Origin of the sequence: Litorivivens sp. (assembly GCF_041625495.1) — a bacterium.
Lineage (GTDB): Bacteria > Pseudomonadota > Gammaproteobacteria > Pseudomonadales > Spongiibacteraceae > Litorivivens.
This window is the reverse complement of record NZ_JBFJTH010000088.1, coordinates 1-15546: the sequence shown is the minus strand read 5'-3', so window position 1 is coordinate 15546 and position 15546 is coordinate 1. Positions and strand designations below refer to the sequence as shown.

Below are 15546 nucleotides of genomic sequence, written 5' to 3'. Positions count from 1 at the left end.
TTTCTGCAAGTTGGCTTGGGCAAACACTTCTGGCTGAACATTCTGTTAACGCTGCTCGGATACCTGCCCGGTATCATTCACGCGGTCTACATTATTGCCAAAAAGTAGGCGCGCTTCGCAAGCCTCAACCTACACGTCAGACTGGAAGCCCCGCTTCCGGTCGCGAAGGAAAAGCGTGCCGCACTATCCGCCACAGCACCTGGCCAAACTGCCGGTGTAAACGCCCGGTATTGTAATGCTGGCCGTAGCGCTCGCAGATTTCCTGCACCTCGACACTCATTTCCGCATAGCGCCTGGCAGGTACCGTTGGAAACAGATGGTGTTCAATCTGGTGGCTCAGGTTACCCGACAGAATATGAAACAGCTTGCTGCCCTTAAGATTGGATGATCCGCGCAGCTGCCGCAAATACCAGTGGCCGTCTTCCTCGTTATCCATGACGGATTTTGGAAACACCTGCGCATCGGCTGTGAAGTGCCCACAAAATATGATCATAAACGTCCACAGGTTGCGCAGCAGATTGGCTACCAGATTGCCTGCAAAAACACTCAGGAACAGCGGCCCCGCCAGCAGCGGAAACACGACGTAATCTTTGAGCAATTGCCGATTGGCTTTGCGCAACAGGGGTTTTACTTCTTGCTTCAATTGCGCCCAAGACTTTTTCCCCTTAGCCACTTTACCGAGCTCCAGCTCCTGGATGGCAACACCCCACTGAAACAATAGCCCCAACAGGGCGGCGTAAAGTACCTGCGGCAGAAAAAACGGTGACCACCGCTGCTCCGGAAACAGGCGAAGCAGTCCGTAGCCGACATCATCGTCCATACCTTTAATGTTGGTATAGGTGTGATGCTTATGGTTGTGGCTCGAACGCCAGTTGTCACTGGTCCCTACAATATCCCACTCATAAGTGGCGCCACGCAGCGATGGCTCGTTCATAAAATCGTACTGTCCGTGCATGACGTTGTGGCCGAGCTCCATATTCTCCAGAATCTTGGAAAGCGCAAGGCTCAGCGTGCCTAGCAACCACAGCGGAGGAATAAAGCTGAAAAACAGCAGGCCACGGCCCAGCAACTCGGTATAGCGAACCGCCGTCACAATACGCTTTATGTAACGTGCATCAACTTCACCCACGTCCGCAAGGTGACGCTGTTTAACAGCTTCGAGCTCAGCACCAAAGGCGGCGAGCTCACGGCCGGTGAGAGCCTTATTTTGGGGTCGGGTCATTTCTATATTCCTGTCACTGTTGATAGCTAATCATTGAAAAATCGAAGAACTCAAAGATCGAGTTCCAGGTCGCTACTGGCGCGGTTAATGCAGATCCGCACCGAGTGCCCAGGTTCATCACTGGATTCCCCCGACACCATGTCCGTGGTCTGCCCCTGAATGCGGGTACAGCTACAGCGATTACAGATTCCTCGGCGACAGCCATACGTTGGCTTCACGCCGGCGAGCTCCAGCGCCTCCAGTAGCGATGTGCCTCGGGTTACGCTGACCGTTTTCTCACTGCGGCGCAGATAAACCAGGGCTGTGTCGGGCGCCACGGACCGGGTATCGAGTGTGGGAGGCGGACTGTCGCCGCTCGCCGGTAACAGTTCAACAATATCGCCAGCCGCTGTATCTTCCAGCAACTGACGACTCACCGGGTCTGCGGCCTGCCGACTTATCGACACTTGCATATACCGGCCATCCTCAGAATTGCTCCAGACAAAGCTGCGGGCAATGTTCCGACCCGCAACTTCAACACTGACAGCGCAGCGCGGCCCAGTAATCAGCCGCCGTTGGTGGCGGTTGGGCTTCAGGCTCAACACCACACCATCTGGTGTGGTCTGCGCTACCGCTACGACGCGGGCAAAACAGCGCGACCAGGCCTCGATCAACCCCATTTGCCGCATCCAGAAATCGTACTGCTCCGCACTGATCACGTGTTGCAGTAGCGACTGACTTCGGACGCTCAAGGTGGCGATGGCATTTTTCATTGGATTGCTCGGTTTATGTACAAGAGCGCCACCATATACATCTGTATATACATGTGTCAATACAATTGTATATACACCCGTGTTTACACCCTCTGGGCCCTGCAGTAGCATGACCGACCCAACACCCACTATTCACAGCAGGATCAGGCCACTTTTATGGCGATACGCTCTCGCAAAGCCAGTAACACTAACGATCATGAAAAACCCGGCCGCAAACCTCCGATCGGCGAGCACGAACTGATGCAGGCTGCGGTAAGCCTGCTGGATGGAAACCGCAGCGTCTCCAGCCTGAGCCTGCGTGAAATTGCCCGCGCGGCAAATATCGCACCAAACAGCTTCTATCGGCATTTCCGTGATGTGGATGAGCTCGCCGTGGCGCTGATCGACCAGGCCGGTCGCGGCTTGCGCGGCATGATCCGTGAAGCCAGACAACGACTGGAGGGCAAGCAGGGGGGAGTGCGCACGTCTGTTGAGGTCTTTATGGAGGCTCTCGACGATGACAGCCGCTACCTACAGATTCTGTCACGGGAAATGTCGCTGGGGTCAGATGCCTTTCGCGAAGCCGTGGAGCGAGAGCTTACCTATTTTGAACAGGAGCTCTGTGATGAACTGATGATGCGCGGCGAGCGTTTTGGCTTACCCATGCATGAGCCAGCGCTTGTCGCCAAGGCGATAACACGTTTGGTGTTTACGATGGGAGCGTCTGCCGACAAATTGAGTCCCGAGGCGCGAAAAGTTCTGATCGACGAAACCGCCATCATGGTGCGTATGATTATTCGTGGTTCCCATGCCATGGCGGGCGAGCAGAAGCAGAAACCGAAAAAGAAATAGCAGCGTTGATCTCACGCCCCACTCGGCGACTATTGGTTGTAAAGATAGCCGCCATCCACCAGCAGCGTTTCTCCGGTAATAAATGTTGCACGATCAGACGATAAAAACAGTACAGCGTCTGCGATTTCTTTAGGTCGGCCCCAGCGCTTCATCGAGGTTCGCCTAAGCATGTCTGCACTGAACTCCGGCATATCCGCCACCGGCGCCGTCATGCGGGTCGCAATGTTGCCTGCGGCCACACAGTTAAACCGAATGCCGCGATCGGAGTACAGAGAGGCCTGAGTGCGCGCAAGCTGAACCATGCCCGCCTTACCGGCGCCATAGCCCGGCACAAACGTATTGGCCATAAAAGATGTCAGCGATGCCATACCAACCACACTTGCACCGCCGGGGAGCTTACTTTCACTGAGTTTGTCCAGGCACGCCTGCGTCATATGGTGACCGGACAGCAGGTGGACCCGCACCATTTCTTCAAACACATCGATCGCTTCATCTTCGCCGGCGAATTTAACATTGCCCGCATTATTAACCAGTACATCCAAGGCACTAAGACTGGCAGCAACCTCCTTAATTTCGTCGGTGTCGGTAACCCGCAATTGGCGATAACTGAAGTGTCTCAGGTCCTCGTCATAATCATTGATGCTGGCGCGAGTGCCAGTGACTGTTACCTGTGCGCCAGCATCGGCAAAGGCGCGGGCAGTTGCCAGGCCGATGCCGGACGTGCCGCCGGTGACCAGCACACTGGCTCCGCTGAAATCATAGGTTGCCGTTCCGTTTGTCACACGCTTATCCTCATTCCGGCATTTTCAATGATCGCGGCGGGCTGCATTACTATCTAGCTTCCACGCGCACGGGAAATTTTTCAAAATAAAACTGGAACCGTTGACGCAGCCCGCTGGGGTCGATACCAAAATCTTCGCGCAAGTTGTATATCACGCTGCCATGTTTGCCGCGCGGATGCGCATCGATATAAGACCGCATTTGAGCACGTGCTTTGTCGGTCAGTTCAAGTCCCGCCTTCTCATAAATTTTTTCGACCATCCCCATATCGTCAGCCATAAATTCATGAAAAAGTGAATCGATGCTTTTGTTCTCGGCAAGAAGATGACGGTCTTCAACGCAACGCTGTAATAGGTGCGCTACACGCTCGCTCCAGTAATCGGCCAGCTCTTGTATTAACACCTTCTTGCGGCCCATGCGCTGCCCATAGGCCAGCATGGTAATGGTTGACTGAATCACCGCGACCGGATCGCGATGAGTAACCACGACTGTAGCGTCGGGGAAGGTATTCATCAGCACGGGCAACTGTTCAAGGTGCTGTGGACACTTCAGCACCCAGCGCTTTGTTTGATACGACGAGCCCAATCGCTGTTTGTCCTGCCATTGCAGCAACTTGAGCACCGTCTTCATGTAGGCGTAACGCGGCGTCTGATCGGTCGCATAATAGTGATCACGCCAGCGCGGCGAATGCGCCAACCATTCAAAATTATACGAGCCGAAATCCGGCCCCTGCAGCTCCAGCTCTTCGTGAATGTGATCCGGATTCATTGGATGCATGGCAGCAATCAACGGTGTGGTGCTCTGCATGGCCTGCCAGCTATCGGCGCAACGTTGGTAACGCGGGTCGGTACCGTCGGGGAGCGTGGCTTCACCCGGAACCGGTACCGGCTCGTAAGACTCCCACAGCGGTAGAGAACGCAGGCGGGAATCGGCTGCAAGCAAATTCAACATGTGGGTGGTGCCGGTGCGCGGCAGCCCAACCACGATAATCGGCTCGCTGATTTCTTCAGCGTGAATTTCCGGGTGACGCTTGAGGAGATCCTGAATCAGCAGTCGGCTTTTGGCGAAGGTGAGTAATTTGTTGCGCAAATTGAAGCGGCCTATACCCGTCAGCCCCTCGTCGTTACCCCACTCGTCACAGAGTAGATCAAGACGCTCACGAAATTCAGCGGGCCCGAAGTCTTTTAGCCCTAACGTTGAGCATGCTTCCGCTAGAATCGACTCCGGATCAAAATCCGTACTCAGCGTTTCGCCAAAATCCAAAATAGCCTGCTGCTGATCGGTCAATACCGGCTCGGCCAAATCGGTAATTCGAATATCACCCACGATTAGGTTCCTACTTGAACGAGAGTGGCGCGGTCTCGCCGCCTTGTAATAGTTTGACCTGGTTTTCCAACCATCCGGTAAGCCAGAAGTTTCCGGTATGGGCAAAGTCTGCGGCGTCCGCCAATAACGTCTGGTGCACCTGCACTGACAGTAATTTCGCTTCGGCATTTTCCGGCTCGGCGCTAAGCACAATATCGAGCAGATGCAGGGCCTCTTCCAGCCTGTCCGCGTCACGCTTTTCCCGAGCACTGGCAATCAGTTGCTGAGCGCCTGCCAACCTTACCAGCTCTGTGTGCACGGATTTTTGCGGCACACTGTAAAGCTCAGTTGTCGACTCATGTTTAAACCACCCGGCATAGTTTTCCCAGATGGCGCGCACGCCCCAGCTTACTTTGCCGTAGCCCTGCCCTACCTCGCACTGCGGTGGCAGGGTGATTTCCTGCTGCAGGGTGTGCAGATCCTTGCCTGCATTCATGCCCTTAACCACTTCGTCGTGTACATACACCACAGCATCGCGGTATGCGGTCAACTCCGCCTTGATAATGTCAGCGCCATCAATGGGTTCGTGGTGACCGTACAGTAAGCGTTGCGGCTTTAAGTCCATCACTGTCTGCGCCGCGGCAGCACAGGTCAGTGCATCGCGGTAGCGATCGCCGCGAATGGTGACAAGATTGGGAAAGTGGCCGAAAGCACACCCGAAAAGATTGCCGGTAAAAATCGTGTCGTGCTGTGGCAGCCAGACAATCAGCGAGTCATTGGTTTCAGCGCCCGGCACGGCCAGCAACACAAGCTCGAGTCCACCAAGACTAAATTCATGGCGCTGTTCGAACGTGATATCCGGGGTAGGCCGATCCTGAGCGTTGATGTCGGTGTAGCCTGCCTGCGCGTACTTTGTAAACACCTGAATGAAATCATCCTGAAAACGAAAAGCCGATCGCGCGCCGCGAAATGGCTGCAACCGCGCGTCGTAATTCTGGTGTTCTTCGTTTTCAGCTGTAGCGATATAGCGCAAACCCGGAAATTGGTCGCGAAAGTACTGCACTCCCCCCACATGATCCACATGGCCCTGAGTCGTGATCAGGTATTTCACGGGCACATTGGAAAATCTTTTAAGATTGTGATGAATCACCGGCGCCTCAAAACCCATGCCGCTGTTGATCAGAATGCCGCCTTCGGGTGTTTCAATCAGATAAACATTGGAACAGGCTTCTGTCATCACGATGAAATCATTGACGCGGCTACAGCGTTCGTTAAAGCCAGCCGCCTCGGGCGCTACGCGACGCGTTTTGTAAAGAGGTTCACGCATACTTACACTCACGATTATGACTGGCAATCCACCAGCACTTTGACGGCTTCACTCTGGCGCTGAGCCTGAGCAAAGGCTTCATTAAATTGCGATAGCGGAAAGTGGTGACTGATCAGCGGCCGTACGTCCACCTTGCCGGAGCTGAGCATTTCCATAACCTGGGGGAATTCCTCCGGATATTCACATGCCGACGTAATAACCAGTTCACGCATCAAGAAGTTGATCATGTTCAGCTCAACTGGCGCGAAATGAACACCAACTACCGTCACGCGCGCTCCCTTGCGGGCCGTTTCACAGATTTGCTGAAATACTGACCCCACGCCGGTTGCCTCGATGTATACATCCGTACCAGGTTGCGGTCCAAGTATTGGGTTATTGTGTACCGTGCCGTGCACCTCCTGCAGCCAGCCGCTCAAGCTACCCGCGTCGGCCTTGAATGTTTCCATTCCCAATGTGCTGGCTACAGTTAGACGCGCTGCAGAAAGGTCGACCACGGCGACCTGGCTTGCACCGCGATAACGGGCTGCGATTGCCGCCGCCAAACCCACTGGCCCGGCGCCAAAAACCACTACTTTGTCTCCCGCCTGGATCTTCGATTGATTCGCCGCGTGCATTCCCACCGACAAAGGTTCAACCAGTGCGCCGACGTCAAAATCCATATCGTCAGGCATTTTCAATAATCCTTCAGGATGCTTTACAGCGTTTTTGTAAACAACGTAAGGGGCAAATGCCCCCTCGACGCCAGAAGCACCGATGGCGTTCCCGCCCCACATTGGGTTCACCAGCACGCGGTCGCCAGGAACAACACAGTCCACCTTGGCGCCAACCGTTTCAACCACGCCCGAAAATTCGTGACCCAAAGCAAACGGGCTAACAGCACCAGGGATACCACCGATTTTTGCGTAACTGAGATCAGAGCCACAAATTCCACAACGCTCAATACGAATCAGAACATCTTCAGCGCCAGCCTCGGGACGCTCGGCCTGATCAATGCGTATATCATTCGGCGCATGTATCCGTACCAGCGGCATAGTGTTCATGGACGCTCCTCTTGTTAGCGCTATTATTAGAGTTTTCGTGAGTGCTTTTGCAAGGGCTTTTGAGCTAGTTCCTGAGTGAGCCCCTGAGCAAACCTCGCAGAGAATCGAGCATCGTCCTGACTATAATCCCGGTGCGCGGACAATTCAATAACATAATACTGAAGTATTATTTTAAGAATGCCAGGTTGTGCTACTATCCACCTCTTAGCAACTTACCAGCAAGAACCACAACATTGCGTAAAGACACACGCCTGACCCGACAGCGCATTGTCGATGCCGCCGAACGCCTGTTTGCCGAACACGGCATCGACAATGTGACGCTGCTGGATATCGCCCGCAGTGCGCAACAGAAAAATCGCGGCGCCCTGCAATACCACTTTGGCGATAAGTCCGGGTTGATCAACGCTGTGCTCGACAAACATGGCGATCAGATTTCGCGGCGACGCAAACCTCTGGTTGATGCCCTGATTGCCCGCGTTGAACCCACGCTTAAAGATCTCGTCGAAGCCTATGTATTGCCAGTGGCCCAGCACGTGGACGCCACCCCCAATACACAGGCTTTTCTACTGATCAATGCCCAGATCATGACCTCACCGGAATTCACGTCGCTGGCGCTCGCCCGGGCTGAGCGCTATCCCGAAGTTCGCCAACTGATGGCCATGATGCTCAAAGCGATTCCGGCAGCCAGTAAGAAACGTCGGGATTTTAAAGTGCTTCTGATACGCTCAATGGTGTTTCACGCTCTTGCCGCACACTTCAGTACAACCAGCGCCAGATTAAACAAACCCTTAATCGACACACTGTGCAGCAGTGTGCTGGCCGTATTGGAAAGCGAATAATCGCACGATTGGAGTATGCTCCAGCCTATGCTGCTGCGCTAACATTCCAATGCCGCCAGAGCACAATAACAACAACGACAGTGACGCCAATGAAACTACTGGAACCCCTATCAATAGGCTCAATGCGCCTCAAGAACCGTATGGTCATGGCGCCAATGACAACCAACTATGGCAACGAGGATCAAACCCCGTCTGATCGTTTGATTGCGTTTCTGCTCGAGCGCGCCAAGGGAGGCGTGGGGCTAATTACGGTTGAGGTCTGCACGGTTGATGTAAAACAGAAGTACCAGCCTCAGTCGCTCACGCTCGGCAGCGACGAGTTTATTCACGCCCACCGCAAACTCACCGATGCACTGCATCAGTACGATGTAAAAATTCAGCCCCAGATTACGCACCCTGGCCCAGAATCCATGAGCGGCTTTTATTTTGGTGAAATGCCGGTTGCCCCCAGCGCCACCACCGGCGCCTGCACTGGCCTGCCGGCGCGGGAGCTGGACATTGCCGAACTCGACGGCATTGTCGAAGCCTATGCACAAACAGCTCGACGGGCTCGCGAGGCCGGCTACGATGGTATCGAATTACACGCCGCCCACTGCTACATGTTACTGGGTACGTTTTTGTCGCCGCTGAAAAACAAACGCATGGATGCCTACGGCGCCGACACACCGGAAAACCGCACCCGCCTGCTGGTGCGCGTGCTGCAGCGGATCAAGGCGGTGGCTGGAATTGACTTCCCCATCACCCTGCGCATTTCCGGCTTTGAGCGAATTCCCGGCGGCCGCGATGCCGCCGATACCGCCGCCATTGCGCCACTGCTGGTAGACGCCGGGGTGGATGCCTTTCATGTCAGCGGCGGCGTGAGCGATCCCATGGTTTCGCAGATGATCTGCGGCCCGGAGTATCCTGACGGCTATAACCTGCCTGCCGCCGAAGCCATCAAACGGGTGGTGGACGTGCCGGTAATGGTGGTGGGACGGTTTCTCGACCCGGAGTTTGCAGAACAGACCCTGCAGGACAAGCGCGCCGACATGATTGTGATGGGACGACCCTTGCTCGCCGACCCGCAGCTGCCCAACAAAGTCGCGGCCGGCAAGCTCGAAGAGATTCGACGCTGCATTTCCTGCCAGAACTGTATCGACTCCATGTTTCTCTGGCCCATGGACGCGCGCATGAATTGCGCGGTGAACCCGGCCACGGGTCGCGAGCAACATCTGAACTATGCACCGGCTGCACAGCAGAAACATGTGGTGGTTATCGGCGCCGGTCCGGCGGGCATGGAAGCGGCACGGGTGGCCTGCGAGCGCGGGCATCGCATTACCCTGCTGGAAAAAAGTCGCCGCCTGGGTGGCTCACTGACTCTGGCGGCTACCGTACACCGAGACAACGAGCGCTTTCTTAACTTCCTGAAAGCCGAGATGCGGCGCCTGCCAGTTAGCCTTCGGTTAGGTGTAGAGGCGAGTGTTGAGCGTCTGAAAGAACTCGCGCCCGATGAGGTGATTGTGGCCACCGGCGCGCAGCTCGATTTGCCCGCCATCCCCGGTATCGACCTGCCCCAGGTTGTCACCGGCCGGGATTTACGGGCGCTGGTCAGCGGCGCCGCGCCGGAAAACAAAAACTGTTTACCGCTGCTGGCAAAACTGGGGCTGGCCTGTGCCGGCGCGCTGATTGACCGGCACCTGACCCCGGCGCGCCTGCGCGCCGCAGCGGATACCTGGCTGCCCTTTGGGCGTCGGGTTGTCATTGTTGGCGGCGATCTGGCGGCCATTGAAGTGGCGGAATTTCTCGCCAAACGCGGACGGGTCGTCAGTGTGCTGGAAGCTGGCCCGGTAATCGCCCCGGAGATTGGCCCCAAGCGCCGGCTGGAACACGAAAAACGGCTGGAAACGCTGGGTGTGTCGCTCAATACCCACTGTGCTATCAGCCGCATCACCGAGCAGGGCGTGGAACTGCAGCTCGCCGGGGGCGACCAGCGTGTGGTCGCTGCCGATAGCGTGCTGGTGGCAGGCCAGCCGGTGGCCAACCCGGCGCTTTACGATACTTTGAAAGCCGCCGGCTTCCGTTGCCATCTGGCCGGAGACGCTTCTGGCCTGGGCCTGATTGTAAAGGCAACCTACGACGGGCACCGTCTGGCCAGCACCCTGTAAGCACTCAAAGCACCTCCAGCCGCCCATGAAAATTCCGTAAGAATATCGGCGCGCGATATCAGGTCATATGTACACATGTGTGTAACTTTCCACAGAAGGGCCACCCCGTTTACGGCGATGTGCTATACCGGGTGAAGCTCATTCAGCCAATAAAAAACCGCACAACACGGAGACCAGTCATGGGCCAGATTATTGAAGCCTGCGAAATGCTCACCAACACCACCCCGGAATTTCCCATGGGCTGGTACTCGGTGGCCCGCAGCCACGAATTACAGGTGGGCGAGGTAAAACGGGTTCACGCCTTTGACCGGGAGATGGCCCTGTACCGCACCCGCAGCGGCGTGCCGGTTCTACAGGACGCCTTCTGCCCTCATCTTGGCGCCCATCTCGGCGTGGAAGGCCGGGTGGTGGGCGAAAGCCTGCGCTGCCCCTTTCACGGCTGGCGCTACGACACCACGGGCAAGTGTGTGGAAATTCCCTACTGCGACGAAATTCCCGAGCGCGCCCGCATTCGCACCTGGCCAACCGAGGAAAAAAACGGCGAGATCTACATCTGGTTTCATCCCGAAAACAGCGCGCCCCGGTACGAGATTCCGGAGCTGACCGAGCTGGACAACAGCCTGTGGACTCCACCGCGCTACGCCGAGTTTGAGGTGCCCGCGCACATTCAGGACATCGCCGAAAACTCCTGCGACCCGGAGCATTTCAAGTACGTGCACAAACAGACAGACACCCCGCCGTCCGAGGTCACCGTCGACGAAGACGGTCGCACCCTGCACCTGCGCGCCGACAATTCCAACGCCCAGATTCCCCACAAGTTGCACGCCACCATGTTTCAGCCGGGGCTGGCGATTGTGCGCACCTCCTACGGCCCCGAAGCGGAAATGGTGGTGTACAACAGCGCCCAGCCCATTGATCGCCACAAGACCCTGCTGCGCTGGACCCTGAGCGTACGCAAGGAGATTGAAGACCTCGCCGGCGATGAGGTAATGAACGGCATTATCAACGGCATCAGCCAGGACTACCCGATCTGGGCCAACAAGGTACACAAGCAAAAGCCGGTGTTCTGTCGCGAAGACAAAACGCTGGTGCTGTTTCGAAAATGGGTGCGCCAGTTCTACATCGAACAGGCCCAAACCAACGTTTGACCCAACACACTCGTCTAGCACATAAGAGGAAAATCACGATGAGCAATGCGCCTCAAGGCAACCCCGGTGATATCGTCAACTGGCCGATGCTGAAAATTGTGTATCGTACCGACCCGGAAAAAATCGCCGAGTTGCTGCCGCCGGGCATCGAGCCCGGTGCCGACCCACACGTCAATCTGACCATTTACAATTTCCCCGTACCTGATGAACCCGAGTACGGCATCGTGACTACCGTAAACGCCGACTACAACGGCATCGCCGGGGAATACACGCTGGGCTACGGCATCGATCAGGAATCGGCAATTTTTGTCAGCCAGGAAACCAACGGTCAGCCCAAATATCCCTGCACCACTGAGTATTTCCGTTTGGGGCCGCAGGTGTCAGCGCGCTGCACTCATCAGGGTTACACCTTTGTCGAATTCAAGGGCGTATCCAAGGGCGAAAATGTACCGCAGGACGATTTTGAACAGCACGAGTGGTGGATCAAGGTCTCCCGCGCTGCCGGCGTTATGCCAGACCCGGCTGCCGGTTACGATTTTCCGCCCCACGTGGTACACGTGCGCAGCAAATACGGCACCGCCTGGCGTGAAGAAGTGGAAGGCGAACTGATTCTGCGCGACAGCCCCTGGGACCCGCTGGCCAGCCGCCTGCCCATGCGCGAACAGGTATCAGCCCATCTGTGGTGGCCAGTGTTTCTGGATCGTGAAATCAAGCTGGCAGGCAAGCTCGACCCGGAAGGTTTCATGCCGTTTGCAGACACCATCTCCGGTTCACGCTGGCCAGGTACCGGAGGCGGTCCACGTCGCGATTAGTTACAGCGGCTTATGTGCCGGGGGGCTGATGCCCCCGGATTCAGCAGGCGCAGAGAGCACGACCATGCTTGTACATCAGGAAGAGATTCTGCTTAACGCACCGCCGTCGCAGGTGAAAGCTTTCATTGTGACACCCGAGCGCATCATGGATTACTACCCTCAGGGCACCACATGTGGTGTGTTCAAACCCGGCGAGAGTTTTTACTGTCAGGGTAAAGCGGGGGTATCACTACTGGAGTCGCTGCCTGTGACGCCGGCCGACAACGGTCCGCTGAAAGTCGTCCTCAAGGTAACCACGGCAAGGGGACTCAAACCGCCTTTTTCCCCGGAAGCGATTAAACACGCAGCCTTCTTCAGTATGGTTGAGGATTGGCTGCTCCACCCACACGGCGAAGGCACCCGGCTGGTGAAGTGTTGGCGCGACGTAAAAAAGCACAGACTGCGCTGGCTCCCAATTGCATTTATTGTGAAGCAAACTGCAAAAGCTGAATCGACCAAACTGCAATTGGCTTGGAACCAAGCCGCAATGGCGGGCTAATTCAATGCAATTTGAGACGTGGTCTCAGCAGCCGATTAAACCGCCCCGCCAGCAACAACATCAACGTTCGCATCCAGCCATATAGCGCCGCCTGATGAAACCGGTATAACCCGATATACATAAACCGCGCCAACCAGCCTTCCACAAAAATCGATCCGCCGCGCAGGTTACCCATCAGGTTCCCCAGTGCAGAATATTTGGAGAGAGACACCAGCGAGCCGTGATCGCGATAGCGGAAAGGTTTTACCGCTTCACCGCGCAGCAGGCGCTCGATATTGGCAGCCGTGTGCAATGCCATCTGCTGGGCGGATTGGGCGCGTGGCGGAACATTCTTGCCGTCATCCATGGCGCAGGCACAGCAATCTCCTATCGCGAAGATAGATGGCTCTTCCGTCAGCAAGGCGTCATTCACCACTAACTGATTGATGCGGTTCGTTTCCAACCCTAGAGTGCCGAGAATTTCCGGCGCCTTGATACCCGCAGCCCATACCAACAGATGGGATTCTATGCGTTCACCGTCCTTGGTCACAAAGGCATCTGCCTCTGCACGCTGCACCAAGGTATTGGTATGCACCTGCACGCCAAGTTTTTTCAATTCTTCTTCAGCAGAAAGTGCCAGCTTTTCCTGCAGCGCCGGTAACAGGCGCGGCGCCGCTTCGATCAGATGCACATGCAGTTTGCTGCGATCGAGTTGTTCGTGACCGTAGAGTTTGAGTACCGCAATGGCATGGTGAATTTCGGCAGCCAGTTCCACGCCTGTGGCACCGCCACCAACAATAGCGACAGTGACGGGTGTATCGCTGAAATTAGCGCGTTCGCAGTGATTGAGGAAACGTTCGTGAAACAGATCCGCCTGCGGGCGACTGTCGAGGAACAAACAGTGATCGCGCACACCTTCGGTATTGAAATCATTGCCCAGACTGCCAATGGCCAGCACCAGGTAATCGTAGTTCAGCCGGCGCTCCGGCAAAACCTCTTCACCCTGGTCGTCGGTCACCGGTGCCAGCACCACTTGTTTAGCGTCGCGGTCCACGGCACTCAGCCAGCCGCGGGCAAAACGATAATAATTCTGGCGGGCATGGGCGAGGTAGTTCACTGCATCCAGATCCGCATCAATAGCGCCGGTCGCCACTTCGTGAAAGCGCGGCTTCCAGATATGACTGCCACTGCCGTCTACCAGCGTAACCGTAGCCTTGCCGCGTTTGCCCAAGCGCCGGCCCAGCCGCGTAACCAGCGGCAGTCCCCCTGCACCTCCACCGATTACCACGATCCTTGGTTTCTGTCCGGATTGCTCCATGCCCCTGCCCTCAATCGGTAACGCGAGCGCAGTCTACGCCCGCATCGCACACCGCTCAAGGCGCCAAAGCCGGTAGTGGCTATAACCGGAATGAATTTCACAACTTGCAAGCGCGCCGATGAAGCCGTACAAGTGTGCTACGAACACAAGGAACACTGCCATGACTGACGACCGCAAAATTCCCCGCCTCAAAGACAAGGATTACAGCGAAGAAGCCGCCCGCCAGCGGCGCGAATTCCTCCAGCGCAAAACCGGCGCCAATCTCTCACACACCAGCCACTACTCTCTGCCCCCGGAATCCCTGAGCGGCAATACCGAAAACTTTATCGGCGTGGTGCAGATGCCGGTGGGAGTCGCCGGGCCATTTCTGATCAATGGTGAACACGCCAAAGGCGAGTTCTATATTCCTCTGGCCACCACCGAGGGCACACTGGTCGCCTCTTATTCACGCGGCATGCGCGTGGTCAGTGAATCCGGCGGCGTGTCGGTGAGTGTGGTAGACGAGTTTATGCAACGTGCACCGCTGTTTGAATTTGCCACCGCGCGCGAAGCCATCGCCTTCTCCCGTTGGCTCGACGAGCGCTATGACGATATCAAGCAACAGGCGGAAAGCAGTAGTTCGGTGGCCAAATTACAACACATACAGAAATGGGTTATCGCCAATAAACTCTTCACCCGCTTTAACTACACCACCGGTGATGCTGCTGGCCAGAATATGACAGGCAAAGCGACACACATCGCCTGCCAGTGGATTCTGAAAAACTACGATGGCGCCTTCACCAATTTCTCGCTGTCGGGCGGCATTGAAACCGACAAAAAGCATTCCCACATGAACCTGCTTCATCCGCGTGGAAAACGTGTCGTTGCAGAAGCGGTAATCAAGAAAGATATTCTTCTTAATACAATGCGTGCCGACCCCGCAAAAATGGTCAAATTGCGACAGCGCACCATCCTGGGCAGTCTATTGGCGGGTTCGGCCTACAACGGCCCTCACTCTGCCAATGGCATTGCTTCGCTGTTTATAGCAACCGGCCAGGACGAGGCCAATGTGGTGGAATCCCACACTGGCATTGCGTTTATGGAACTGACAGACGATGGGGACCTGTATTATTCAGTTACTCTGCCGTCGGTAATCTGCGCCTCCTACGGCGGCGGTACCGGATTATCAACACAACGCGAATGCCTGGAGATGCTAGGTTGCTACGGCAAGGGGAAAGCGAAAAAACTCGCGGAAATTGTCGGCGCAACCGTGTTAGCTGGCGACCTTTCGCTGGCGGCAGCCATTGTCTCGGACGAGTGGGTCTCAAGCCATGATCAGTACGGGCGCAACCGGCCCTGACCGGCTGCGCGATTTAACCAGCTACGCCAATTCACAGGAGCTTAACCCCAAGTGAATCACTCACGCACTGGCTTTAAAATGGTGCTTGTCAGCTGATTGGAAGATGGCTTCGGCCATCTGTTCCGCCACCGCATGGGTAGACAGTGCCTCTGTTTCTGAGCGCTGAAATATC

Annotated in this window: 15 protein-coding genes; 8 read left to right on the top strand and 7 right to left on the bottom strand. The window is 56.0% G+C overall.

The window, feature by feature from the left end; genetic code table 11:
• Positions 1-108: YqaE/Pmp3 family membrane protein (locus ABYP39_RS11385; protein WP_372782615.1), on the top strand; the 108-nt coding region annotated here is incomplete at its 5' end.
• A gap of 28 nt (positions 109-136) precedes the next feature.
• On the opposite strand, the gene ABYP39_RS11380 is transcribed toward ABYP39_RS11385, so the two are convergent.
• A complete protein-coding gene (locus ABYP39_RS11380) occupies positions 137-1222 on the bottom strand; it encodes a fatty acid desaturase (RefSeq protein WP_372782613.1) in 1086 nt (361 codons plus the stop codon).
• Between the two features lie 50 nt (positions 1223-1272).
• Positions 1273-1974 (bottom strand): flavin reductase family protein, encoded by a 702-nt coding sequence (locus tag ABYP39_RS11375; RefSeq protein ID WP_372782611.1) that lies wholly within the window; start codon positions 1972-1974, stop codon positions 1273-1275.
• A 156-nt stretch (positions 1975-2130) separates the two neighbouring features.
• Between ABYP39_RS11375 and fabR the strand changes: the two genes are divergently transcribed.
• Complete coding sequence (gene fabR / locus ABYP39_RS11370; RefSeq protein WP_372782609.1) at positions 2131-2805, top strand: HTH-type transcriptional repressor FabR; 675 nt, start codon at positions 2131-2133, stop codon at positions 2803-2805.
• Between the two features lie 29 nt (positions 2806-2834).
• On the opposite strand, the gene ABYP39_RS11365 is transcribed toward fabR, so the two are convergent.
• Genes ABYP39_RS11365 through ABYP39_RS11350 form a run of 4 tightly spaced genes read right to left on the bottom strand, consistent with a single transcriptional unit; the run spans position 2835 to position 7257 of the window.
• Complete coding sequence (locus tag ABYP39_RS11365) at positions 2835-3587, bottom strand: SDR family NAD(P)-dependent oxidoreductase (RefSeq protein ID WP_372782607.1); 753 nt, start codon at positions 3585-3587, stop codon at positions 2835-2837.
• A 49-nt stretch (positions 3588-3636) separates the two neighbouring features.
• Complete coding sequence (locus ABYP39_RS11360) at positions 3637-4911, bottom strand: sulfotransferase (RefSeq protein ID WP_372782605.1); 1275 nt, start codon at positions 4909-4911, stop codon at positions 3637-3639.
• 10 nt (positions 4912-4921) lie between these two features.
• Positions 4922-6217: an alkyl sulfatase dimerization domain-containing protein gene (locus ABYP39_RS11355; protein ID WP_372782603.1), complete on the bottom strand. Its 1296-nt coding sequence runs from the start codon at positions 6215-6217 to the stop codon at positions 4922-4924.
• 14 nt (positions 6218-6231) lie between these two features.
• Positions 6232-7257, bottom strand: coding sequence for a zinc-binding dehydrogenase (locus ABYP39_RS11350; RefSeq protein WP_372758953.1), 1026 nt, complete (start codon positions 7255-7257; stop codon positions 6232-6234).
• Between the two features lie 233 nt (positions 7258-7490).
• On the opposite strand from ABYP39_RS11350, the gene ABYP39_RS11345 reads away from it, so the two are divergent.
• The 5 genes from ABYP39_RS11345 (at position 7491) to ABYP39_RS11325 (ending at position 12738) form a co-directional block, all read left to right on the top strand.
• Complete coding sequence (locus ABYP39_RS11345; RefSeq protein ID WP_372758952.1) at positions 7491-8096, top strand: TetR/AcrR family transcriptional regulator; 606 nt, start codon at positions 7491-7493, stop codon at positions 8094-8096.
• Positions 8097-8185: 89 nt separating this feature from the next.
• Positions 8186-10240: an FAD-dependent oxidoreductase gene (locus ABYP39_RS11340; protein WP_372782601.1), complete on the top strand. Its 2055-nt coding sequence runs from the start codon at positions 8186-8188 to the stop codon at positions 10238-10240.
• A 179-nt stretch (positions 10241-10419) separates the two neighbouring features.
• Positions 10420-11388: a Rieske 2Fe-2S domain-containing protein gene (locus tag ABYP39_RS11335; protein ID WP_372782599.1), complete on the top strand. Its 969-nt coding sequence runs from the start codon at positions 10420-10422 to the stop codon at positions 11386-11388.
• A gap of 38 nt (positions 11389-11426) precedes the next feature.
• On the top strand, positions 11427-12200 hold the full coding sequence (locus ABYP39_RS11330; RefSeq protein WP_372749660.1) for an acetoacetate decarboxylase family protein: 774 nt from the start codon (positions 11427-11429) through the stop codon (positions 12198-12200).
• 28 nt (positions 12201-12228) lie between these two features.
• Positions 12229-12738 carry a hypothetical protein gene (locus ABYP39_RS11325; protein WP_372782597.1) on the top strand — a complete coding sequence of 170 codons (510 nt, stop codon included), beginning with the start codon at positions 12229-12231 and terminating at the stop codon, positions 12736-12738.
• Position 12739: 1 nt separating this feature from the next.
• Here ABYP39_RS11325 and ABYP39_RS11320 read toward each other — a convergent pair whose 3' ends face one another.
• Complete coding sequence (locus tag ABYP39_RS11320; RefSeq protein ID WP_372782595.1) at positions 12740-14035, bottom strand: NAD(P)/FAD-dependent oxidoreductase; 1296 nt, start codon at positions 14033-14035, stop codon at positions 12740-12742.
• Between the two features lie 160 nt (positions 14036-14195).
• Between ABYP39_RS11320 and ABYP39_RS11315 the strand changes: the two genes are divergently transcribed.
• Positions 14196-15374 (top strand): hydroxymethylglutaryl-CoA reductase, encoded by a 1179-nt coding sequence (locus ABYP39_RS11315; protein WP_372782593.1) that lies wholly within the window; start codon positions 14196-14198, stop codon positions 15372-15374.
• Positions 15375-15546 lie beyond the last annotated feature (172 nt).